Raw genomic sequence first — 21746 nt, forward strand, 5'->3', positions numbered from 1 at the left:
AAAAACCACTCATAAAAAAGGCAGGATGCTGATGCATCCTGCCTTTTATCTCTCTCACCGTTGTGCTTTACAACAGCGTTAACTCAAGGCATTTAGACCGGCTTGGCTTCCAGAGTCTGTGTCTCAGGGAAAGCCTGAACGTTACGCGGCAGCTCGCTGTAGTAGGCGCTCCACGCGTGTTGATCAGGTTGAGTCCAGACCGCAGAGTGCAGACGTGCCATGATCACCGGGTCACTCAGCAGGACCAGGCGGTCTGCTTTGCTCAAGGCTTTCGGCCCGGTATTGAATGCCTGCTCCAGACGATACTGACGGCCATTCTCAATGCTTGGGCGCAGCAGGTGACGCGAGGTCGCCATGGCCGTTGCCAGTGCATTGAAGCTTGGGTCAAATACCGCGTGCATGAAGCCGTTTTTCAGTGAACGAGAACGGTTCAGCATCAGGTATTCGTCAGTAGCCACCAGCTCGCGTGGCGGATTGTACTCTTCAGGGATCAAGAACAGTTTGGCTTTCTTGCTCTTAATACCCAGCGTTGCACGGCTCGACAGCACGGAAACGAAAGGCGACAGAATCAGTGAGAAGACGATTGGCGCCAGCCACCACAGGAAGCGCAGGTCCAGCCACGCCATCCCGCCAGCCCACACGGCACCCAACAGCAGCTGTGAACCGTGGCGCTTGAAGGCTTCGCCCCAAGGGGTGTCGTCATCATCACGCTGTGGAGAGTTCCACACCACTTCCCAACCCAAGAACGCGCTCACCACGAAGACAGTGTGGAACAGCATGCGCACTGGAGCCAGCAAGACGGAGAACAGCATCTCAAGCAGCATAGAGAAGAACAGACGAATGCCGCCGCCATACTCTTTCGCGCCCTTGGCCCAAATCAGCACAATACTCAGCAATTTAGGTAAGAACAGCAGCACCAACGTGGTGGAGAACAGGGCTATCGCCAGCTCAGGACGCCATTGCGGCCAGACCGGGAACAACTGCCTTGGCTGCAGGAAGTATTGCGGCTCCATCAGTGTATGCACCACTTGCAGCGCGGTAGACAGCGCCAGGAACATAAACCACAGCGGAGCAGACAGGTAGGACATCACGCCCGTCAGGAACACCGCGCGGTGCACCGGGTGCATGCCTTTAACTAAGAACAGACGGAAGTTCATCAGGTTACCGTGACACCAGCGGCGGTCGCGTTTCAGCTCGTCCAGCAGGTTCGGTGGCAACTCTTCATAACTGCCCGGCAGGTCATAAGCAATCCACACGCCCCAACCCGCGCGACGCATCAAGGCAGCTTCGACGAAGTCATGGGACATGATAGAACCCGCGAAGGAACCTTCACCCGGCAGCGGCGCAAGGGCGCAGTGCTCAATGAAAGGTTTCACGCGGATAATAGCGTTGTGGCCCCAGTAGTGAGACTCTCCCAACTGCCAGAAATGCAGGCCGGCGGTGAACAGCGGGCCGTAAACGCGCGTCGCAAACTGCTGACAGCGCGCGTACAGCGTATCCATGCCAGACGCCTTAGGCGCAGACTGGATAATACCGGCGTTCGGGTTGGCGTCCATCAGACGTGCCAGGCCCGTCAGACATTCACCACTCATGACGCTGTCGGCATCGAGAATAACCATGTAGGCATATTCCCCGCCCCAGCGGCGGCACCAGTCATCAATGTTGCCGCTTTTACGTTTTACACGGCGGCGACGGCGACGATAGAAGATGCGGCCATGGCCATCAACGTCGCGACACACTTCCATCCACGCCTTTTGCTCGGCCACGCAGATATCCGGGTCGTAGCTGTCACTCAGGACGTAGATGTCGAACTGGTCGAGATCGCCGGTGGCTTTCACGGATTCATAAGTCGTACGTAAGCCCGCGAATACGCGTTCTACGTCTTCATTACAAATCGGCATGATAAGCGCGGTGCGATTGTTCGGGTTTAGCGGCTCATTACCGGTCGTCGAGGCGGTAATACTGTATTTATCGCGCCCGATCAGCAGCTGTAAGAAGCCCATCAGCGCGGTCCAGAAGCCCGCCGAAACCCAACAGAACAGGATGGCGAACAGCACCAGAATCCCGGTCTGCAAGACATAAGGCAGTAACTGCAAGACGGATTGCAACCAGTCTTGATTCAACATATCTGCGGGGTCGATGAGCGCCCAGCCCTGATATGGCAAGATGGTTTTCATGTACCAGGTGGCGATGGCGGTTTGCACCAGCATCAACACCAGCAGAATGTAGCGACGCACTGAACCGGCGTGACGCCATCTTTTTTCCGACTCTGGCATTTCAGATGAGCCGTCGCGACGGGAAACGGTGCTGCGCCCCCGCAGACTGTCCCAAAAACGCCCTACTGGGTTGGTACGCCAAACATCAGGGAACATGCTGGAACGCTTCACCGGCGGCATGGCATTCAAAATGGTGCGGCCTTCGTTGTCTACTTCAGACAAGCTGCCGTTTTCCATGGCGTCTGGCCAGCTTCCTGCCACACGCGTCTTAACGGAAAGCAGAGGGGCATCAGCGTCGGAAACGTCAGTAGTCATCGTTGATTCACCGCCGATTTGGCGGTGAACGGTCGCAAAGGCTTCTCCCTCGGACTGAGGGAGTTGCTGAATTAGCGCCGCTTTCTGCTCTTCAGAGAGCGGCAAAGCCTTTACGTAATCTTGAGTAGAATGCGTTGACTTATTCATTGGCAGGCAGCTGATAGCTCCAAGTTTCACTCAGTGTTTTCTCGCCATTAACCAGAGAAGCGCGCATTTCGATTGGCTTCTTAGGATCTTTCACTTTCAGGCGCAGCGTTAAACGCCAGCCTTTAGTTACTGGATTATAGCGGACATTATTTTCTACCAGATCACCGTTGTCACCGACACTCACCTGCGAAGCGACCGGGGTGTCATCTTTCAGCGCTTTCAGGTTAGGGCCGACGAAGTCCACCAGGAACGCCACGCTACCGTCTGCATCACGCGTCAGGTTGGACTGCTTAACGTCCCCCGTTGAGCGCATGGTGCGCTGTACCCACGCCAGATCAGGAGAGTGCAATTTCTCTTCTTCACGGCTGAAGTGCAGGCGATAGTTCAGATCTAAAGGTTTACCCACTTCTGGCAACTGATCCGGAGTCCAGAAAGCCACGATGTTGTCATTGGTTTCATCAGCAGTTGGAATTTCCACCAGCTCGACTTTGCCTTTGCCCCAATCGCCTTTAGTTTCAACCCAGCCACTTGGACGCAGATCGTAACGATCGTCTAAATCCTCGAAGTTGGAGAAGTCACGGCCGCGTTGCAGCAGACCAAAGCCTTTTGGATTTTCCATGGTGAACTGACTCACGGACAGGTGTTTTGGATTATTCAGCGGACGCCAAATCCATTCACCATTGCCAGCCTGAATAGAAAGACCGTTGGAATCGTGCAGTGCCGGACGGTAATTCATCACCGGCGAAGGCTGGTTAGCACCAAACAAGTACATGCTGGTCAGCGGAGCAATACCCAGTTTGCCGACTTTGTCGCGCAGGTAAACTTTGGATTGCACGTCAACGGTCGCTTCTTTACCCGGGTAAACGTCGAGGCGATAAGCACCGGTTGCACGAGGAGAGTCGAGCAAGGCGTAAATGACTAAGTGCTTTTCATCTGGATTTGGGCGCTCAATCCAGAACTCACGGAAGCGAGGGAATTCTTCACCAGAGGCCAGCGCGGTGTCGATAGCCAAGCCGCGGGCAGACAGGCCATACACCTGACCTTTACCAATAACGCGGAAATAGCTGGCACCCAGCACGCTCATGATTTCATCATCTTTATCCGCTTTATTAATTGGATAGAGTACTTTGAAACCGGCAAAGCCGAGGTTTTTGACCGTGTCAGCATCATGCTTCACATTGCCAAAATTGAAATAGTCGGGATTGTATTTAATCTCTTTAACGGTATTGGCCGTCACTTCATTGATTTTCACCGGAGTGTCGAAGTACATCCCCTGATGATAGAACTCAAGCTTGAAAGGCGTGTTCTGGTTTTTCCAGTACGCTTTATCATGATTGAATTGAATTTGTTGATAATCCGCAAATTTCAAATCACGGAATTGAGACGGCAGGTTGCTTTTGGGAGCTTCATAGCCCTTGTCAGCTAACGCTTTTGCTTGTTTAGCTACATCATCAATAGAAAAAGCCCATGCAGATGAAGAAATCATGGACATCAACACTGCGGCACTCAGCAAACGGACTTTAGTCATACGTGGCCCTTTGGAAAAATTTTTACCCGGCACATCCCCTCCTTTACGTGCGCTTAACTCATTCAGTCTATTTTAATTGAACTGTCAGGTTTCCGACAACATGAGAGATTGATGGTTCATCCCATTGATGAACCGTTTAAGCACACAACGGCACAAGGATATCAATTCGTTGAAACTCCGGCTATGGAAACTTGTCCGATAACATAGTAGGTTCTTCCTTTGACGAATATTAAGCTAATGTAAGGATCGAAAACTTTTTCTTACCAGTCTCTAATTACCTGTTCGCGATTTAAGCACTAAAATCAGGATAAGCTTCATACAACGGATACGTAATGAAACCACAAACTCAACAGCGCGAGTTCTTTTTGGACTCTATCCGAGCCTATTTGATGCTGCTCGGCATTCCATTCCATATATCATTGATTTACTCCAGCCACATCTGGGCAGTAAACAGTGCTGTGCCGTCGGATGGACTGACCATATTTAATGACTTTATTCACGCCTTCAGAATGCAGGTGTTCTTTGTCATTTCGGGCTATTTCTCCTACATGCTCTACGAGCGCTATGACTCGCAGAAGTGGCTGAAGGTCCGCCTTGAGCGCGTGGCAATCCCGCTGGCCGCGGCTTTCCCGCTGATCACCCTGCCGCAGCTCTACTTCCTGATGAAGTTTACCGACAAGTTCTCGAACTGGGATCAGTTGGGCCTGTATCAGAAAATCAATATCACCGTGTGGGAAATGGTCTCACATTTGTGGTTCTTATTGACCTTGGTAATACTGACCAGCATCTGCTTTTACTTATTTAAATCGATTAAACAAATTAAGAATAATCGTATTTCCGCTATTAAGAATAAAACAAATAGCCTAGGAAAACTCTCAATTATATTTTTAATTATTGGGTTTATTTACGCAGCCTTTAATCGCGCGATTTATATTTTCGCCCCGGATTTACTCTCCAATGGCGCATTTAATTTCATCGTAATGCAGACGCTGTTTTACCTGCCATTTTTCGTGATCGGCGCCTTTGCCTACAAGTTTACCTGGCTAAAAGAGCTGTTCATCAAGCCGTCGGCATGGGCCGGCGTGGTCAGTTTGTTCCTGTTTGTGGCCTACATGTTCAACCAGCACGTCAACACGCCGCAGCTTTACTCGATGGAGCTTGATGCCATCATCACCTCGCTGCTGGGCATTTTGATGGTCAACGTGGTGTTCTCCTTCAGCCACTACGTGCTGAACTTCCAGTCGCCGTGGATAACCTATTTGGTGAACTCTTCCCTGTTCATCTATCTGGTTCACCACCCGCTGACGCTGATTTATGGCGCATTTATCACGCCGAAAATCAATAACGACTGGGTAGGCTTCCTGCTGGGGCTGGTGTTTGTCTTCGGTATCGCCTTTATGCTGTATGAGATCCACAAACGCATTCCGATCCTGCGTTTCTTGTTCTCCGGCAAGCCGCAGACCATGCATGATAAAGGTGGCCATGGCCCCACCCCGCCGCAGAAACAGCATTCGTAAACACTCAGTTGACTGAGTGACGCCACAAAAAAGGCGGCAGTGAAATGAATTCGCTGCCGCCTTTTTCTGAGGGATCCTTAAGATAAAACCTGTTAGCCCTTTGCCGCCGTATTGATGGTTGGTATCACTGACATACCGACTTTAAGCCGCTCTAAATCCTTTTGGCCCTGATCTAACAGGATTTTCACCGCCACTCGCTGAACCACTTTGGTGTAATTTCCCGTGGCGTTATCTGGCGCTATCGGCGAGAAAGTCACGCCGGTGGCCGGAGATATGCTATCAACCTTGCCGGAAAACACCACGCCCGGCAGTGCATCCACCTTGATGCTGACCCTCTGATTTGGCGTGACGTCCGCTAACTGCGTTTCAAGGTAGTTGGCAATAACAAAGGCCTGATGCAGCGGGACCACCGCCAGCACGCGCGTCCCGGCACTGACATAGCCACCCACCCGCACTGAACGCTGGCCGACGGTGCCGTCTATCGGCGCTTTAATTTGGGTATAGCTTAGATTCAACTTGGCCTGCGCCAGCTGGCTTTTGGCGGAATCAATCGCGGCCTGAGCCTGCGCCTGTCCGGCCTTTAATACGTCAATCTGCTTTTCCGCCGCCTGAGACGCCGCTACGTCGCTCTGCTGCTGGGCGACTTTAGCGCGATAATTGGCATCCGACTGGTCACGCTGATCGGCCGTGCCTGAGCCATTTTGCAGCAATCGCTGGTAGCGCTCAGCGCTTTGGCGGGCATAAACCAGATTGGCGTTATCCGCATTCACCTGCGCCTTGGTTTGCAGGATGGTTTGCTGCTGCTGGGCCAGTTGCGCGGTAAAACTCAGCAACTGGGCGCTGGCCGTTTCTAGATTAGCCTGAGCACTGAGCACAGCATTGCGATAGTCGCCGTCGTCAATCACCGCCAGCACCTGTCCGGCTTTCACCTGCTGGTTATCCGCCACCAGCACCTGCGAAATGGTGCCAGAGATGCGCGGCGCGACCAGCGTGGAGTCTGCCGAGACAAAGGCGTCATCGGTTTCTGGCTCGCCCTGACGGCTCAATACCCAGAATGCGGCGATCACCACCAGCACGATGATGGCGAAGGCCAGCAGCCAAACGGGGCGAATTGCAGATTTCTTGATCATTTTAATTTCTCTCGCGCATAATTTTTTGCAATAAATCAGTCATTTAATAATTTCTTCGGCCTTACGTCTGCTTCATCACTGACTGTGGCGGATAAGTTCGCTTAGCAACCACAAACGTCAGCAGTGCTAGCCCTACGGCAACCGCAATAAAGGCCAGATAGGTATCAGACAAGGCCAGCACTTGGGTTTGGTGCCTGACCTGCACGGCAAACTGCTGCATGAGTTCAGGTGACACCGCCGAACCGTCTTGATTCAGCGGCGCGAGGTGGCTGCCCGCCCCGTCATAAGGCTGGGAGAGTAAATAGCTATTGCTGCCGACGTGGTTGAGCAAAATATTGGAGTGCAGTTGTTGGCGATGGCTGAGGAAGGTTTCCATCATGGCGCCGGCAAAAATACTGCCCATGGCGCGGGTGACGTTGAACATCGCCGAGGCAAATGGCCCTTCCATCGGCTGCACCACGCTGGTCGCCCCCATCAGGATCGGCATGACCGCCATCGGCTGACCAAAGGCCTGCATCGCCTGAATGAGATAGAAGTTGTCGCGCGACCAGTCCGACGTCAGTTGGCTTCCCCAGTAGCAAGAAACCGCGAGCAGCGTAAGGCCGGCGGCCAAAATCCAGCGGCTATCAACCCAGCGCATGTTCAAAACGGCGGCGACAAGAGGGGCAAGTAACAGCTGGGGCAGGCCCACGCTGAGAGCCAAAGGCCCAAACTGCACTGCGCGGAAACCCTCAACCTGCGCCATATAGCCAGACGGAATAGCCGAGCCGGACAAAAACAGCAGCATCAGGCCAAACAGCGTCAGCAGACCGTGGGAAAGATTGTGGCGACGCAGCATCTGCAGTTTGAATAGTGGCAGCGGGTGATACCACTCGTTAGCCGCGAACAGAGTCAACAGGACCACTGCTGAGAAAAACATCAGGGTAATCAAGGGGGAATTGAACCAGTCCAGCCGCTCTCCCTGTTGCAGAGTTAGTACTAGCAAGGCCAGCCCGCTGCATCCGGTTAGCATGCCGATGGCATCAATCTGCTTGAATCTTTCCAGACGGATCGGGTCCTGCGGCAGTCCATAGCCAATCATAAAAATACCCACCACGCAGGGTGGAACGATCTGCCAGAAAACAAATTGCCAACCCACGGAGTCCATCCACAGCGCCGCTAACGACGTGGCGACATTCGGCCCGAAGGTGGCGGTCAGGGCATAGGCGCTCAGGCCATATAATTTAAAGTGTGGCGGCAGAAAACGCAGTGCGACGGTCATCAGCAAAGGCGGCAAAGCCCCGCCAAAGGCGCCTTGGACCACGCGCAGTGCAATGAAAATCGGCAAATTCGGGGCAAAAGGGATGATAATCGCGATCAGCACAAAGCCCGCGGTGGTCGCCATTGCAAAGCGGCGAATGGAAAAGGTCATCGCCAGCCAGGGGGCTACCAGCATGGCCGCGACCTCGGCCGCCTGATAGCTGCCAATCAGCCACGAGCCCTGATCGCTGCTGATGCTCAATGCGCCGCGCACGTCTGCCAGCGCGATATCCGTCACGCGATCGTTCAATCCTGAACATAGTGACGCAATCAGCACGCCTACCATTCCAATGATCAGACGCAGGGTAAAAGGTTGGGCAACGGGAGGCGCAGGTGGCGGCGACACGCCGGGCGCAGGCCCGTTCATTAACATCGTCTGACTCATGTTTACGCGTTTACTCCGCGATGTGATCCATCGGTAAGGGATTAATTTTTCTGTAAAATACCCTGACTGATGGGAAGCGTTGGCAGGTGAAAAGTTATATTTACCACAGCGCGTTATAGGTGCTGCGCTTTTTAATGATGCACTGCATCGCAATGTGATACAGCGAGAAAATACTATAATACGGGACACTGTATTGCAATGTGATTAACGTTGTTTTCTCCGCGCCCAGCCATTACATTGGCAAAACTCGGCACGGCAAAAATTCGCCATGGATGAAAAGGACAAGTTATGAGTGATGACCATTCGGTCGATGAAGAGCGCAGTGGCGGTATTCAGGTCATTTCGCGCGCAGCAAAAATCCTTAATGCCTTAGGCAAGAACCCGCAGGGAATGAGCCTCGGCACCATCGCCAACGAAGTGCAGCTCCCCCGCTCGACGGTGCAACGCATTGTAGCGGCGCTGGCCGAAGAAGGTCTGGTGCGCTCGGAGGGCATGGCCGGTGTACGATTAGGCCCGACCCTGTTGCGGCTGGTGTCCACCGTGCATACGGATGTCATAGCTATCGCCTCCCCTTACCTCAAGCAGCTTAGCGACGATATTAATGAAACCGTCGCCCTGAGCCGCACCAGCGGCACCAAAATTGCCAATATTTACAACGTGGTGGCAGAGCGAGAACTGCGCGTGTCGCCGCGCGTAGGGCTGAACTTGCCTATCTACGGCACCTCGGCGGGCCGCGCCCTGCTGGCTTTGAAGACCGATGAGGAAATTCATAGCCTGCTCGGCGACACCTTTGAACCCGCCACTGAAAATACCGTACGCGATATTAAAAGCTTGTTAGCCAAGGTGGCCCGAGTGCGGGAAACCGGCGTTTCGACCGAAACCGGCGAAACGGTCGAGGGGATTTCCACCATGGCGGTTTCACTCGACACCATCCTTGGCCGCTACGCGGTATCCGTTATCTTGCCCACCGCGCGGTTGAGCAGCAAAGAAGACGAAATGCGCCAAGCCCTGCTGAATTGCAAAGCCGCGCTGCTCTGTGAAATCGGCAAGTAATTAGGCTATTTGGAAGGCAGTAGCAGAAGGAGAAATCAAATGTTTGACACCATTTTGCTGGCCATAGATGGCTCGAGGCAGACGGAGTATCTGGTGGAATTAGCCTGCACATTGGCGACGGGCACGGCGTCCACGGTGTATGTCACCTGCTGTGTTGATGAGGCCTACGCGCTAAATAATCATCCAGTGGCTGACCAACTGGCCGCCGACTACGCCCCGGCGAACTATGAAGAAGGCAGCGCGCAGGCGTTGGTCCAACACACCTTAGCCAAACTTCGGGCGCGGTCGATCGACGCGGTGAGTAATATCATTGTCGGCACGCCGGAGGTGGCTCTGGTGGAAGAAGCGCGGATTAAAAATGCCTCAGTTATCTTGATGGGCCATCGCCATCAGTCGCTGTTTGGTCGATTACTCACGGGTTCGGTGAGTGCCGAAGTGATAGCCCATTCCCCCTGTCCGGTATTGGTGGAAGTTCGCGGCAATAAAGACTAACGCCAAAACTAAAAAAGCGCTCGGATGAGCGCTTTAGCTTGGTAATCAATAGGTTAATCTGTTCTCAACACTTCAACACGCCCATCTCTCTGGCCCATAGGCTGATCTGCTCCCGGTAGATATAGGAAATTTCATTCTCTAATAGCTGAGTGCTAGAAGGAGTGATCATCGCCAGACACGGGTAGGCTACCGGTTTGCTCTCAAACAAGAAATCTTCCAGTTCTTCATCGGTCAACAGGCTTTCGCCATGTATGCCATCAAGACGGAAATAGGTTTTCATCATCCAGTTGCGGTATTCAAAATCGCTTTTAATCATAAACATGAGGATGTTCTCAATGTTGGGAATATCACCTACATGCCTCTTTCATTAGAGCAAATCATGAGGTGAGAAATAATCGAGCCATCCGTTGCTGATCTGTGCAACAGAAAATTAACAATATAGCGACCAACTAGCAAGCAACATTTACGCCCGAAATGAAAAATAAATTCTTTATATAACAAAGAATTATGCACACACATCAATTAATAAACAGCATGAATTATTGAAAGAGAAACATATCGATTATGTTGCAAAGTAGATCTAAAGCGCCAAAAGAAGAAGAACAGAATTGACGTTACAAATGCCGCAGCATTCCCACCGCCAACCCTGTTCTCAAATTCTTGAATGACAAAGAGATAATATTACCAGCGTCCCGGAGGCGGCCCTTCACGCCAGTAACCCGGAGGAGGCCCACGGTGCCAATAACCAGGAGGAGGCCCCTCACGCCAATAGTGATCGTGATGCCAATAACGCGGCGGCGGCGGCGCTGGCTCGTAGTACACCCAGTGACCATAGCCATTGTCGCGATAGTGGTGGTCCCACCAGCCTGGATCACGCCAGCCACCGCCGTCCCAGTAATAACCCCGGTTATCACGATCGCCAATGTGCAAAGAGACGCCTGGAACATTTATGCCTATCTCAACGTTGGCATGAGCGAGAGCCGGTAAACTCAGCATGACAGCGAGAACTAACACTATTTTTTTCATTCGAAACCTCACGACCTGCTTATCAGGTAGGTTCAAATTACTGCCAGCTATCTTACTGTTCTATAGGAATTTATCCCATTTACTCAGCCCTCACACTCTCCTTACATTTGCATCAAAAACGACATAAAAAGCCTTTTCGCAAGGCTATAACACGCAAGGGATATTTCACTTTATGCTGTAAATTTCAGCCATAAAAAAAACCGCCGAGGCGGTTCTTTTATTGATATGTAAAGCAGATGTTTTGCGGCTTGGGGCTGAAATTAAATCTTGCAGCCTTCGCAGTCACTTTCATCCTGAACCACTTCAGGCACGGCAGAGGCCTTTTCGGCTGCTTTCTCTTCCGCTTTTTCTAATGCTGCATCAATGTCAAAATCAAAAATATCGTCGCTCATTCTCTTCACCTTAAATTATCAAAAGCCCGTTGAGTATAAACCACGGCCATAAATGACGCTCCTCTTTCTCAGCTCGCGGGCACATTTTGTCACCACATATAGTGCCTACCGACGGCAAAAACACCATGATGGACGTTTTGTGAGCGAACAGGTTTGCTTACCCCGCCATCGCCTACCATAGTTAAAGGGAGAGCTATTTTTAGTTTAAGCAAACCACGGGAGTGACAAATGACCACATCAAATATCAAAGCCTGGGCCAACACGCGTGAAACGTCACATGAGATTGCTGAAGCCATTTTCGAGCTAGCGGACAACGATGAAGTGCTGGCACAGAAGATTTGGGAAGAAGGTAATGATGAAGTTCTGCCAATCGCTTTCGCAAAAACTAAGGAAGATCACTTGTTCTGGGGAGAGGAGAAGATTGATCGTAAAAACGTCTAACTGGCGTTGAAAAGCTGGAGACATCACCCTGAGCTTCGCGCTCAGGGTTGAAAGCATTGCTTAGCTGTCGAAGCCAAACCCCATCTGGTGCGCCCACTCAAACACCTGCTCCTTATAGACGAAGCGAGGCTCGCAAACGCCCGGCTGGCCCGGCGTTTGGATCATGACGGCGATACAGGGATAAGCCACCGGGCGCGCGTCGAAGATAAAATCATCAACTTCTTGATCAGCGAATTCAGAGGCTTCGCTCACCGCACTGACCTGAAAGATTTCTTCGATGATCCAGTTACGATATTCAAATTCATTGTTGATAAACGTCATCATACGCCCCCTTAAATGTCGATCTCTGCTTATTCTACCCGTGATCTCGCCATAACTCACCCCGGTGAGGCGATCAGGGCACATTTGGACACGCCATTCGGACGTAAAAAGCAGCGCGCCAGACAGCAAAAAGCTGAGCTAACCTGCCTGAAAACCCAGAGGGTAATTATCTAAGACAGGTAAAACTCAGCTTATCAGAACCGCAGCAATGAGGTCAGAAGCAGTAAAAATTTAATGTGCGGCCTGCGCCGTGGTCGTGCCAGCCAACTGTAACTTGTCCTGACGCGCCAGGTCGTAAACGTCGTAGAAATCTATTGCCCCTTTATTACGCACGATAGCTTCGATCCGGTTTTTAATTCGCGCACTCACCTCGTTAGACGCCAGCAGTTGCTGAACCGCATCCTCTGAAATTTCGCGGCTGAAATACCATTCACCGTTATAGCAAACCCGCAGGTCAAGCACGCCGATATCTTCGTAACGATAAGTGGGTTTGATTTCCATCAGCAGCATTGCTGACATAAAGAGTAAAAATGCAGTGAAACCGATAAACCAACCGAGGCCCATATAGGGTGAAACGTACATCACCACCCCTACCAGAATATAACCAGCGAGCATAGCAAGGCACAGCCACGGGTGGTTGACGAAGAACTCGCTGTTGATTCTCGGCTTGCCGTCGCGACCTTCCAGACGGTTGATGCGCTCGATTTCACTATTTAATACATTTTTGATCACGTCCATCTCATAACCTCACGACAGGTACGACTATAATGCAAACTGATGACCTGATTTTATCATGGTCACTGTTATAGCACGTAGAGCAGTTATCTTCTGTTCCGGTTGAAACTGTTATACCCCAACCCCCTTCTAAAAGGACTCAACTCACTGGCATGTAACACAAGGAGTCAATCATGGCATTTATGATAGTCGAAAGACCGGCTAAAAAATTGGTTAGTTATCGGGTTATTGGCCCGTACGAAAAGTCTATTAAGGAAGGGTTTCGCCACTTAATGGACTGGACGGAACGCCATCATCAGAAGCATCTTGAGTGGTTAACCCTGTTCCATGACGACCCGGAGAAGACGCCGGCAGAGCAGCTTCGCGCAGACCCTTCCGTCTGCGTGGCGGATAATTTTATTCTTGATGATGCCGAAGGGCTTTGCCTGCAAACCTTGCCGGGCGGCACTTACGCGGCTTATCACACCACCATTGTGGACGGCAATTTCGCCAAAGCGTGGCAGGACTTCTATTACCACCACATTGCCGAAAGCGGCTACCGCGCCGATGGTAAAGCCTGTTTTGAGCACTACTTAAACGACGGCACGGCAAACGGAATTTGGGAGGTGGTATTTTACCAGCACGTCGAGAAGATCCCGACCATTCGCTGATACCCCTTAAACCACCAGCTCAACGTCTGCGTCATGGCAAAAATCGATGAAAGCCTGGGAAGGCAGAGCATCGGTAATTAACATATTGAATCGAGCTAAAGGTGCGATCGCCGCAGGTCGCACCCGATCAAACTTACTGCTATCCGCTACCAGAATGTTCTGTTCGGACTTCTCCATCGCCTGATGTTTCATCAGCAACTCATCGAAGTTAAAACAGCTCACGCCATGTTGAATGCTGACCCCTGCCGCCGAGATAAAGGCCTTGTTCGGGCGAATATAGTCCAGCTCGTTGCTGCGGCCAATAGGCGTATAAATGCTGTTGCTGGCTTTAAACACTCCGCCGCATAAAATCACTTCGCAATGGGGCTTCTCCTGCAATGCCAAAAAGGTATTGAGAGAGTAACAAACGGCGGTAAAAACGCGCTCTTCGGGAATACTTTCAATGATATAGGGCGTGGTGGTGCCACAATCAAAAAACACCGTATCGTCGTTCTCCACCAAGGCCGCCGCCAACGCGCCCAAACGACGCTTCTCCTCAACCTGACGCATCTTTTGTTCACTAACGAAGTAGTGCGTCGCTGGGCTATTCTTCGGATCAATCACGATATAGCCGCCCAACAGGATGACTGGCGAAGGCGCGGAGTTCAGGTCGCGGCGGATAGTCATTTCTGACACATCCAGCAACCGTGCGGCCTCTTTCAGATGAATTTTGTCGGCTTTTTTTAACGCCAGCAATAGGCGGTGGATACGGTCTTCGCGCTTATTTTCCATGATGTTATTTTATTTTTTCCCCTGCTCAGGCTGGCGCCACTATACCGTTGCCCCATGTTCACGGCAAACCACCGCCCCGCGCGGCGCCTGATTGCTATTGGATTTGTTGCAGCGTGAGGTATCCGCCGAAGACCGCGCCCGTATCGATATAATGCTGGTTGGCATATACCATAGGGTGCTCCACCGGCGTGTGGCCGAAATAGAACGCCTTGGCGCCCGTGATTTCAGTAAAACGCCCGGCAAGGGCGTGGTTTATGCGATCGCGATTCCAGATAACCTCGTAACCATCCATCGGCTTGCCAAATTCATAGCGATCGGAAAGATAATCCGCGTGGGCCACAACGATATTGCCTGACTCCGTATTCACTTCCAGCACGTGAGGCAGCTCATCGGTCAGCTTGATGAGACGCCGCGCCTCCTGCTCTTGCGCACCTTCCAGCGCGTAAAACCACTCACCGCCGTTTCTCAACCAGCGCTCTATATTGGTTTCATTCAGAGCATCAATGGCCATTTGCTCATGATTGCCGCGCACGCAGGCAAACCAAGGCTCTTCAATCAGTTTTAAGCACCCCATAATGTCAGGACCGCGATCCACCAGATCCCCCACGGAAAGCAGCAGATCGCTGGCAGCGTCAAAGCGCACGCGGGCAAGCTGATCCTCCAACATTGAGAGACAGCCATGCAGATCGCCCACCACATAAATGTGGCGATACTCGGCACCTTCAATGCGTTGATAAATAATCGGGGTCATAGTTTTCAAGGCCAATCCATTATTATGGGTAATCTTTGAGTGTAACTGATCGGCATGTAACTGATGAATAGCCCAGCGATAGGAAATATTTTCACGCGTTTATTGGCCTTTTTTAACAACGCTGGAAACAGCCAAATGGCGCTGTATCAAGGCATACGGCTGAAACTCAGAATTGCCCTACACGTTGTCGCGCCGAAAATCCACTAATAAAAAAATTTCCGTGAAGTAATTGACGCCTTTTCGCGCTATACTGTGGCCCGCTCGGAGTAAAACCGGAGGTTTTATGAGTTCCACAGAAGCAAACACTCGTGATGAGTGCCCTTTGTGCCAAAGCACCAATAAGACGTCGGTTAACCTGTCGGCGAAAATCGTTACCGTGACCTGCACCTCTTGTGGCCGCTACAGTATTTTCCGCAAGACCATGGAAGAGATCTCGATAGACCGTAAGAAACGCGTAGCGTTACAGGCTTTCTTTACCAGCCAGCCTAACTACCATCTGCCTTTGTCCATCAGAGCGCTGAGCAATACTGATACATCGGGTGAAATCTAACCCTAAAAACGCCCCTCGGGGCTGTTTTGACCCTCTTCTGCTGCCCTTCCCCTGCAATACTTAACTCAAATTCATTTTGTGCTGCGACTGTTCACAAAATAGTCGCTCTTTGCACAAGCTTACAAAAGCGTCCTATAATGATTTGAAAAATCTAAAAAGTAGTTAGCAGCTCAATATCTCACGCTTTGCACCGTGGAGTTATTTGAACAAAGGACGTAATAAATGAGATTAAGAAAAAAACGCGTTAAACCGATGCAAATCAATGATATTACTATCATTGACGATACAAAATTGAAAAAAGCCATCACCGCCGCTGCGTTGGGTAACGCGATGGAATGGTTCGATTTCGGTGTTTATGGCTTTGTTGCTTTCGCATTAGGACAGGTGTTCTTCCCTGGTGCAGATCCCGGCATTCAGATGATCGCGGCATTGGCCACGTTCTCGGTTCCTTTCCTTGTTAGACCTCTGGGCGGCCTTTTCTTTGGGGCTTTAGGTGATAAGTTTGGTCGCCAGAAAGTCCTGTCGATCACCATTATCATCATGTCGGTCAGTACCTTCTGTATCGGCTTAATACCGGGCTACGCCACTATTGGTATCTGGGCGCCGATTCTGCTGCTATTAGCAAAACTGGCACAGGGCTTCTCGGTGGGTGGTGAATACACCGGCGCAGCTATCTTTGTTTCCGAATACTCTCCAGACAGAAAGCGTGGCTTCCTGGGCAGCTGGCTGGACTTCGGTTCCATCGCCGGTTTCGTCTTAGGTGCCGGTGTCGTTATCCTGATTTCCAGCATCGTCGGCGAGCAGAACTTCCTCGACTGGGGCTGGCGTATTCCGTTCTTCATCGCCGCGCCGCTGGGCCTGATTGGTATCTACTTGCGCCACGCTTTGGAAGAAACCCCAACCTTCCAGCAGCACGTTGATAAGATGGATACCGACTCGCGCAACAACATTGCCGAGCCGCCGAAGGTCTCTTTCCGTGAAATCTTCACCAAGCAGTGGAAAAGCCTGATTGTCTGCGTAGGTATCGTTATTACCACCAACGTCACCTACTACATGCTGTTGACCTACATGCCGAGCTATCTGTCACACAGCCTGCACTACTCTGAAGATCACGGCGTGTTGATCATCATCGCTATCATGGTCGGGATGCTGTTTGTGCAGCCGTTCATCGGTATGCTGAGTGATAAAATTGGTCGTAAACCCTTTATCATCACCGGCAGTATTGGCCTGTTCATTCTGGCGATCCCAAGCTTCATTTTGATTAACAGTGGCGTGATTGGCCTGATTTTCTGTGGTTTGCTGATGTTGGCGGTGCTGCTGAACTGTTTCATCGGCGTCATGGCGTCCACGCTGCCAGCGATGTTCCCAACCAATATTCGCTATAGCGCACTGGCCATCGCCTTTAATATTTCCATTATGGTAGCGGGTATCACTCCAACCTTCGCAGCATGGCTGGTTGAGTCCACTCAGAATCTCTATATGCCTGCCTACTACCTGATGACGGTGTCGGTGATTGGTCTGGTTACGGGCGTGTTCATGAAGGAAACGGCTAACCGCCCACTAAAAGGGGCAACGCCTGCGGCGTCTGACAAAGCAGAGGCTAAAGAGATCCTACAAGAACACCACGACAATATTGAGCAGAAAATCGAAGATATTGATGCTCAGATTGCCGAACTCGAGACTAAGCGTAAAAATCTTATCGCCCAGCACCCTGAGATTAATTAATCCCACGACGGGTTGATGTGTACTCCAAGCCGGTCAGTGCAAGCTGACCGGCTTTTCTATGGCTGCTCCCCTTCACCACTTCATCTCACTTAAAGATTCAGTGCTGGTAGGCATGGATTGTCCTATGATAAATCCTGATATTGTGAAGAGTTAAAACCAAGGAGACACCATGTTTAAGCCACAAGACGTTGTGCAATCAAAGACCGGCGGGCCAAAAATGATCGTGACCGCGGTAGAGGGAAATACGCTGCTTTGCGTGCGGGCAGACGACAGCGCCAAGAAAGAGATCAGCGTGCAGGCTGACTCCGTCAACCTGTACCACGAAGACGGCGATTTTGGCGTGTGCTGATTGCCCATGAAGAAGCGCATTGGATCTCTTGTCGATTCAATGCGTTATTTGCAGATGATTAGGTGAATTTTAGGCATAAAAAAACCACCCGAAGGTGGCTATAACGACATTACTACATATTGCTTTTGATTATTCAGCTAATTTTCCCATGGTACCCGGGACGAGACTTGAACTCGTACAGCCTAAGGCCGAGGGATTTTAAATCCCTTGTGTCTACCGATTCCACCACCCGGGCTCCGGGAAAATTGGAGGCGCGTTCCGGAGTCGAACCGGACTAGACGGATTTGCAATCCGCTACATAACCGCTTTGTTAACGCGCCTTTAATTCTTACTACTAATCTTGCACTTAAACAGATATCTGAACCTGTTTAATAAATTTGGAGCGGGAAACGAGACTCGAACTCGCGACCCCGACCTTGGCAAGGTCGTGCTCTACCAACTGAGCTATTCCCGCAATAATCAGAACTTGCTGATTTTTTTAACTATCTTCAGGCTTGCGCTTGGCTGCCGTCTGATGCGATGCATTCTACTTACCTGACGCAATGAGTCAATAAAATTATCCACACATAACGATCGTTTGACGGTTTTTAACTCAGTTTGATCAGGGTTCCAGCAAATCGTGACGCGCAGCGTTCAAATATTGGAACATTGACCAGAAAGTCAGCACCGCGGCAATGTATAAAGCACCTACGCCAACCCAAATAACGATGGCATCAGGACGCCAAAGCAGCGCCACCAGCGATAACATCTGCGCAGTAGTTTTCACTTTGCCAATCCAAGAAACCGCCACGCTGCTGCGTTTACCAATTTCAGCCATCCACTCGCGCAGGGCTGAAATAATGATCTCACGAGCAATCATGGTTGCCGCAGGCAGGGTTATCCACCAGGCGTGGAAGTATTCGGCCACCAGCACCAGCGCCATCGCCACCATGACTTTATCAGCCACAGGGTCGAGGAAGGCGCCAAAACGCGTGGTTTGCTTCCAGCGGCGAGCCAGATAACCATCAAACCAGTCGGTGATGGCCGCAAAAACGAAGATCAGCGCGCAGGCCATAGGTGCCCAAACATAGGGCAAATAGAACGCCAGCACGAAAAACGGGATAAGTACAACGCGAAACAGGGTGAGGCACGTCGGTATATTAAATTGCATGGCGTAGGTAACTGTCTGTCTTGTGTGGTTATTATGAGTATGTTGCTACATCGCTCTTAGGGTTTCAACGCATTATGGATCTTTTCTGCCAATGCGTGAGAAATACCCGGCACCTGTGCAATTTCCTCAATACTGGCATTCAACAATGGCTGAATGCCCCCCATGTATTTCAGTAAAACTTGCCGACGTTTCGGGCCGACGCCTTCTATCTCTTCTAATGCACTGGTATTGCGGACTTTAGCCCGTTTCTGCCGGTGGCCGGTAATCGCATGATTATGAGAATCATCGCGAATATGTTGAATAAGGTGCAGCGCCGGTGAGTCAGAAGGCAGTGAAATCCCCTCGCCTTCTGGCACAAAGAACAGCGTCTCTAGGCCCGCTTTACGGTCAGCGCCTTTAGCAATACCAATCAGCAGCGGCTTGGATTTATCCCAGTCCACGTCGAGAGAAGCAAAAACGTCTTTTGCCATGCCCAACTGGCCTTTACCGCCATCGATAAAGATCACGTCAGGAATTTTTTTCTCTTCGAGCGATTTGCCATAACGTCGGCTCAGTACCTGCGCCATCGCCGCGTAATCATCGCCCGGCGTGATGCCGGTAATGTTATAGCGGCGATATTCGGAGCGTAATGGGCCATTAGCATCGAAAACAACGCAAGACGCCACGGTCTGCTCGCCCATAGTATGGCTGATATCGAAGCATTCCATACGGTTAATTTCCGACAAATGCAGCGTTTTGGCCAATTCAGCCATGCGCTGATGGATAGTCGACTGTTGGGCTAATTTGGTGGTGAGCGCGGTCGAAGCGTTGGTACGGGCCAATTTCAAATAGCGCGCGCGGTCGCCGCGCGGTTTGCTCTGAATCTGCACCTTGCGGCCAGCAAGCTCGCTGAGCGACTCCGCCAACAAATCTTTTTCCGGCAGAGTGAAGTCGAGCAGGATTTCCCCCGGCAGAGTGCGCGACTGGCTGCCCTGCAGATAGAACTGGCCGACGAAGGTTTGCACCACTTCGGCTAAATCGGTGCCGCCCGGCACTTTCGGGTAGTAACTGCGGCTACCCAATACTTTGCCTTGGCGAATAAACAGCACGTGCAGACAGGCCATGCCGGACTCGAAGGAGACGCCGATGACGTCCAAATCTTCGCTGTTACCCGACACAAATTGCCGTTCGGTGACGCGACGCACTGCCTGAATCTGGTCGCGAATGCGCCCAGCTTCTTCAAAATGTAATGCCTTGCTGGCCTCTTCCATTCTGGCAATCAGCTGAGTTAACACTTGCTGATCTTTGCCGGCCAAGAATAAACGCACGTATTCGACCTGTGCTTTGTACTCTTCCTCGCTGACCAAGCCTTTGACGCAAGGGCCAAGGCAGCGGCCAATTTGATATTGCAAACAGGGGCGCGAACGGTTGCGATAAACGCTGTTTTCACATTGGCGAATTGGGAAAAGTTTTTGTAGCAGTGCCAGAGACTCGCGCACGGCGTAGGAGTTGGGGAAAGGACCAAAATACTCGCCCTTGGCGTGCTTAGCTCCGCGATGAATGGAGAGGCGCGGATGATCATCAGCACTTAAGAAAATTAGCGGATAAGATTTATCATCGCGCAGCAGCACGTTGTAGCGAGGCTGATAGAGCTTGATGTAGTTATGCTCGAGCAGCAGCGCTTCGGTTTCGGTATGGGTGACGGTGACGTCAATTTGGGCGATATTTTTGACCAGAGTTTCGGTTTTGCGACTGGAAACCTGGACGCGGAAGTAGCTGGAAAGACGTTTTTTCAGGTCTTTTGCTTTGCCGACATAAATAACGGTGCCGCTGGCGTCGTACATCCTGTAGACGCCCGGTTGGCTGGTGACCGTTTTTAGAAAGGCTTTTGGGTCGAATCGCTCATCACTCACTGCCAGACAAAGTCTCCGCGTTAAACAAACCGTGCCGGATAGCAAGGTGGGTCAATTCAACATCACCGCTGATATTCAATTTACTAAACATCCGATAACGATAACTGTTAACGGTCTTCGGACTCAAGCTAAGTTGTTCCGAAATCTCATTCACCTTCTGACCCTTGGTGATCATCAACATAATCTGCAACTCACGCTCGGAAAGGCTGTCGAACGGCGTTTCTGACTGAGGTTCAATCTGGCTAAGGGCCATCTGCTGGGCGATATCAGAGGCGATGTAACGTTGGCCGGAATCAACTAAGCGAATCGCATTCACCACTTCTTGTGGCGCAGCGCCCTTGCTCAGATAGCCAGAAGCCCCCGCCTGCATCACTTTGGCTGGCAGTGGATTCTCAGTGTAGATAGTCAACATGATTATCTTAATATCTGGAGAAAAGCGGACGATTTTTTTGGTCGCTTCCAACCCGCCGATCCCCGGCATATTCATATCCATCAAAACAATATCAACATCATTGCTGCGACACCACTTCACGGCGTCCTCGCCACACTGGGCTTCACCCACAACTTTGATGCCTTTGATGTCTTCCAGAATGCGTCGAATCCCTGCGCGCACCAATTCGTGGTCATCAACAAGAAGAACGCTAATCAAAGAGAATTCTCCAAAAATAAAGGCGACACACAGTCATGTTTCATGGCTTGTCGGCAGGCGATATTACGTTATGCACGTCAATAAAGAACTTTGGACAGCTTGTAAACCAAGAGAGTGCAGCATTAACAGGTCTAATATGGAGCTGCTGACCTGGCTGTCAGACATTGACAGCGAATATAAATAAAACCTCAGAAATGTATGCTAATTTAATTAACAGCGACATTTTACTCCATACACCTGCGCTTGACCACGGAATGTCTGT

22 protein-coding genes and 3 tRNA genes are annotated in these 21746 nt (G+C 51.1%); 8 read left to right on the top strand and 17 right to left on the bottom strand.

All coding sequences use genetic code 11. The features are described 5' to 3' along the window. Positions 1-92: 92 nt before the first annotated feature. Both mdoH and ACT3RT_RS02285 read right to left on the bottom strand, forming a co-directional pair. Positions 93-2678 carry a glucans biosynthesis glucosyltransferase MdoH gene (mdoH, locus tag ACT3RT_RS02280; protein ID WP_496202441.1) on the bottom strand — a complete coding sequence of 862 codons (2586 nt, stop codon included), beginning with the start codon at positions 2676-2678 and terminating at the stop codon, positions 93-95. Continuing rightward, positions 2671-4206: a glucan biosynthesis protein G gene (locus tag ACT3RT_RS02285; RefSeq protein WP_353502571.1), complete on the bottom strand. Its 1536-nt coding sequence runs from the start codon at positions 4204-4206 to the stop codon at positions 2671-2673. Before ACT3RT_RS02285 ends, mdoH begins: the two co-directional genes overlap by 8 nt. A gap of 332 nt (positions 4207-4538) precedes the next feature. On the opposite strand from ACT3RT_RS02285, the gene mdoC reads away from it, so the two are divergent. Next, positions 4539-5723, top strand: a complete 1185-nt coding sequence (gene mdoC / locus ACT3RT_RS02290; RefSeq protein WP_496202442.1) for a glucans biosynthesis protein MdoC — start codon at positions 4539-4541, stop codon at positions 5721-5723. A 92-nt stretch (positions 5724-5815) separates the two neighbouring features. On the opposite strand, the gene ACT3RT_RS02295 is transcribed toward mdoC, so the two are convergent. Then, entirely contained in the window at positions 5816-6853 is a 1038-nt protein-coding gene (locus ACT3RT_RS02295; protein ID WP_496202443.1) for an HlyD family secretion protein, read from the bottom strand. Between the two features lie 61 nt (positions 6854-6914). Next, positions 6915-8537: an MFS transporter gene (locus ACT3RT_RS02300; RefSeq protein WP_496202444.1), complete on the bottom strand. Its 1623-nt coding sequence runs from the start codon at positions 8535-8537 to the stop codon at positions 6915-6917. Positions 8538-8825: 288 nt separating this feature from the next. On the opposite strand from ACT3RT_RS02300, the gene ACT3RT_RS02305 reads away from it, so the two are divergent. Together ACT3RT_RS02305 and ACT3RT_RS02310 are read left to right on the top strand one after the other, a co-directional pair. Further along, positions 8826-9590, top strand: a complete 765-nt coding sequence (locus ACT3RT_RS02305) for an IclR family transcriptional regulator (protein ID WP_396130317.1) — start codon at positions 8826-8828, stop codon at positions 9588-9590. Between the two features lie 39 nt (positions 9591-9629). Continuing rightward, entirely contained in the window at positions 9630-10082 is a 453-nt protein-coding gene (locus ACT3RT_RS02310; protein WP_353502576.1) for a universal stress protein, read from the top strand. A gap of 64 nt (positions 10083-10146) precedes the next feature. Here ACT3RT_RS02310 and ACT3RT_RS02315 read toward each other — a convergent pair whose 3' ends face one another. The 3 genes from ACT3RT_RS02315 to ACT3RT_RS02325 all read right to left on the bottom strand — a co-directional run bounded on the left by ACT3RT_RS02315 (position 10147) and on the right by ACT3RT_RS02325 (position 11500). After that, entirely contained in the window at positions 10147-10404 is a 258-nt protein-coding gene (locus ACT3RT_RS02315; RefSeq protein ID WP_353502577.1) for a hypothetical protein, read from the bottom strand. Positions 10405-10763: 359 nt separating this feature from the next. Further along, complete coding sequence (locus tag ACT3RT_RS02320) at positions 10764-11108, bottom strand: DUF2502 domain-containing protein (protein WP_485901250.1); 345 nt, start codon at positions 11106-11108, stop codon at positions 10764-10766. A gap of 260 nt (positions 11109-11368) precedes the next feature. Beyond that, positions 11369-11500, bottom strand: coding sequence for a hypothetical protein (locus ACT3RT_RS02325; protein ID WP_256594519.1), 132 nt, complete (start codon positions 11498-11500; stop codon positions 11369-11371). A 228-nt stretch (positions 11501-11728) separates the two neighbouring features. Between ACT3RT_RS02325 and ACT3RT_RS02330 the strand changes: the two genes are divergently transcribed. Next, positions 11729-11941 carry a YccJ family protein gene (locus ACT3RT_RS02330; RefSeq protein ID WP_034791438.1) on the top strand — a complete coding sequence of 71 codons (213 nt, stop codon included), beginning with the start codon at positions 11729-11731 and terminating at the stop codon, positions 11939-11941. A 60-nt stretch (positions 11942-12001) separates the two neighbouring features. On the opposite strand, the gene ACT3RT_RS02335 is transcribed toward ACT3RT_RS02330, so the two are convergent. Together ACT3RT_RS02335 and ACT3RT_RS02340 are read right to left on the bottom strand one after the other, a co-directional pair. Continuing rightward, positions 12002-12265, bottom strand: coding sequence for a hypothetical protein (locus tag ACT3RT_RS02335; RefSeq protein ID WP_353502579.1), 264 nt, complete (start codon positions 12263-12265; stop codon positions 12002-12004). Positions 12266-12493: 228 nt separating this feature from the next. Further along, positions 12494-13000, bottom strand: coding sequence for a YlaC family protein (locus ACT3RT_RS02340; RefSeq protein WP_485901253.1), 507 nt, complete (start codon positions 12998-13000; stop codon positions 12494-12496). Between the two features lie 170 nt (positions 13001-13170). On the opposite strand from ACT3RT_RS02340, the gene ACT3RT_RS02345 reads away from it, so the two are divergent. After that, entirely contained in the window at positions 13171-13647 is a 477-nt protein-coding gene (locus ACT3RT_RS02345) for a GyrI-like domain-containing protein (protein WP_353502581.1), read from the top strand. Between the two features lie 6 nt (positions 13648-13653). On the opposite strand, the gene deoR is transcribed toward ACT3RT_RS02345, so the two are convergent. Together deoR and ACT3RT_RS02355 are read right to left on the bottom strand one after the other, a co-directional pair. Then, the gene (gene deoR, locus ACT3RT_RS02350; RefSeq protein WP_353502582.1) at positions 13654-14418 is read right to left on the bottom strand and encodes a DNA-binding transcriptional repressor DeoR; all 765 of its coding nucleotides are present in this window, start codon (positions 14416-14418) and stop codon (positions 13654-13656) included. Positions 14419-14512: 94 nt separating this feature from the next. Beyond that, entirely contained in the window at positions 14513-15169 is a 657-nt protein-coding gene (locus tag ACT3RT_RS02355) for a metallophosphoesterase (RefSeq protein ID WP_353503993.1), read from the bottom strand. Between the two features lie 283 nt (positions 15170-15452). Here ACT3RT_RS02355 and ACT3RT_RS02360 point away from each other — a divergent pair, with 283 nt between their 5' ends. The 3 genes from ACT3RT_RS02360 (at position 15453) to ACT3RT_RS02370 (ending at position 17793) form a co-directional block, all read left to right on the top strand. Further along, a complete protein-coding gene (locus ACT3RT_RS02360) occupies positions 15453-15719 on the top strand; it encodes a hypothetical protein (protein ID WP_034791444.1) in 267 nt (88 codons plus the stop codon). Between the two features lie 222 nt (positions 15720-15941). Further along, a complete protein-coding gene (gene proP / locus ACT3RT_RS02365; RefSeq protein ID WP_353502583.1) occupies positions 15942-17444 on the top strand; it encodes a glycine betaine/L-proline transporter ProP in 1503 nt (500 codons plus the stop codon). A gap of 169 nt (positions 17445-17613) precedes the next feature. Continuing rightward, positions 17614-17793: a GDFGVC terminal motif YodC-like protein gene (locus tag ACT3RT_RS02370; RefSeq protein ID WP_353502584.1), complete on the top strand. Its 180-nt coding sequence runs from the start codon at positions 17614-17616 to the stop codon at positions 17791-17793. 149 nt (positions 17794-17942) lie between these two features. On the opposite strand, the gene ACT3RT_RS02375 is transcribed toward ACT3RT_RS02370, so the two are convergent. The 6 genes from ACT3RT_RS02375 to uvrY form a co-directional block, all read right to left on the bottom strand. Beyond that, a tRNA-Leu gene (locus ACT3RT_RS02375) sits at positions 17943-18028 on the bottom strand. Between the two features lie 11 nt (positions 18029-18039). Continuing rightward, positions 18040-18113 (bottom strand) — tRNA-Cys (locus ACT3RT_RS02380). A 58-nt stretch (positions 18114-18171) separates the two neighbouring features. Continuing rightward, a tRNA-Gly gene (locus ACT3RT_RS02385) sits at positions 18172-18247 on the bottom strand. A 147-nt stretch (positions 18248-18394) separates the two neighbouring features. Beyond that, entirely contained in the window at positions 18395-18943 is a 549-nt protein-coding gene (gene pgsA / locus ACT3RT_RS02390) for a CDP-diacylglycerol--glycerol-3-phosphate 3-phosphatidyltransferase (protein WP_353502585.1), read from the bottom strand. A gap of 56 nt (positions 18944-18999) precedes the next feature. Further along, complete coding sequence (uvrC, locus tag ACT3RT_RS02395; RefSeq protein WP_485901259.1) at positions 19000-20835, bottom strand: excinuclease ABC subunit UvrC; 1836 nt, start codon at positions 20833-20835, stop codon at positions 19000-19002. Beyond that, positions 20828-21484, bottom strand: a complete 657-nt coding sequence (gene uvrY, locus ACT3RT_RS02400; RefSeq protein WP_034791453.1) for a UvrY/SirA/GacA family response regulator transcription factor — start codon at positions 21482-21484, stop codon at positions 20828-20830. Before uvrY ends, uvrC begins: the two co-directional genes overlap by 8 nt. Positions 21485-21746 lie beyond the last annotated feature (262 nt).

Source organism: Ewingella sp. AOP9-I1-14 (assembly GCF_052375995.1).
GTDB classification, from domain to species: Bacteria; Pseudomonadota; Gammaproteobacteria; order Enterobacterales; family Enterobacteriaceae; genus Ewingella; species Ewingella allii.

Bases quoted from the DNA above. Each gene is read 5' to 3' on its own strand.
- mdoH (WP_496202441.1), bottom strand. From the start codon at position 2,678: ATGAATAAGTCAACGCATTCTACTCAAGATTACGTAAAGGCTTTGCCG.
- ACT3RT_RS02285 (WP_353502571.1), bottom strand. From the start codon at position 4,206: ATGACTAAAGTCCGTTTGCTGAGTGCCGCAGTGTTGATGTCCATGATT.
- mdoC (WP_496202442.1), top strand. From the start codon at position 4,539: ATGAAACCACAAACTCAACAGCGCGAGTTCTTTTTGGACTCTATCCGA.
- ACT3RT_RS02295 (WP_496202443.1), bottom strand. From the start codon at position 6,853: ATGATCAAGAAATCTGCAATTCGCCCCGTTTGGCTGCTGGCCTTCGCC.
- ACT3RT_RS02300 (WP_496202444.1), bottom strand. From the start codon at position 8,537: ATGAGTCAGACGATGTTAATGAACGGGCCTGCGCCCGGCGTGTCGCCG.
- ACT3RT_RS02305 (WP_396130317.1), top strand. From the start codon at position 8,826: ATGAGTGATGACCATTCGGTCGATGAAGAGCGCAGTGGCGGTATTCAG.
- ACT3RT_RS02310 (WP_353502576.1), top strand. From the start codon at position 9,630: ATGTTTGACACCATTTTGCTGGCCATAGATGGCTCGAGGCAGACGGAG.
- ACT3RT_RS02315 (WP_353502577.1), bottom strand. From the start codon at position 10,404: ATGTTTATGATTAAAAGCGATTTTGAATACCGCAACTGGATGATGAAA.
- ACT3RT_RS02320 (WP_485901250.1), bottom strand. From the start codon at position 11,108: ATGAAAAAAATAGTGTTAGTTCTCGCTGTCATGCTGAGTTTACCGGCT.
- ACT3RT_RS02325 (WP_256594519.1), bottom strand. From the start codon at position 11,500: ATGAGCGACGATATTTTTGATTTTGACATTGATGCAGCATTAGAAAAA.
- ACT3RT_RS02330 (WP_034791438.1), top strand. From the start codon at position 11,729: ATGACCACATCAAATATCAAAGCCTGGGCCAACACGCGTGAAACGTCA.
- ACT3RT_RS02335 (WP_353502579.1), bottom strand. From the start codon at position 12,265: ATGATGACGTTTATCAACAATGAATTTGAATATCGTAACTGGATCATC.
- ACT3RT_RS02340 (WP_485901253.1), bottom strand. From the start codon at position 13,000: ATGGACGTGATCAAAAATGTATTAAATAGTGAAATCGAGCGCATCAAC.
- ACT3RT_RS02345 (WP_353502581.1), top strand. From the start codon at position 13,171: ATGGCATTTATGATAGTCGAAAGACCGGCTAAAAAATTGGTTAGTTAT.
- deoR (WP_353502582.1), bottom strand. From the start codon at position 14,418: ATGGAAAATAAGCGCGAAGACCGTATCCACCGCCTATTGCTGGCGTTA.
- ACT3RT_RS02355 (WP_353503993.1), bottom strand. From the start codon at position 15,169: ATGACCCCGATTATTTATCAACGCATTGAAGGTGCCGAGTATCGCCAC.
- ACT3RT_RS02360 (WP_034791444.1), top strand. From the start codon at position 15,453: ATGAGTTCCACAGAAGCAAACACTCGTGATGAGTGCCCTTTGTGCCAA.
- proP (WP_353502583.1), top strand. From the start codon at position 15,942: ATGAGATTAAGAAAAAAACGCGTTAAACCGATGCAAATCAATGATATT.
- ACT3RT_RS02370 (WP_353502584.1), top strand. From the start codon at position 17,614: ATGTTTAAGCCACAAGACGTTGTGCAATCAAAGACCGGCGGGCCAAAA.
- pgsA (WP_353502585.1), bottom strand. From the start codon at position 18,943: ATGCAATTTAATATACCGACGTGCCTCACCCTGTTTCGCGTTGTACTT.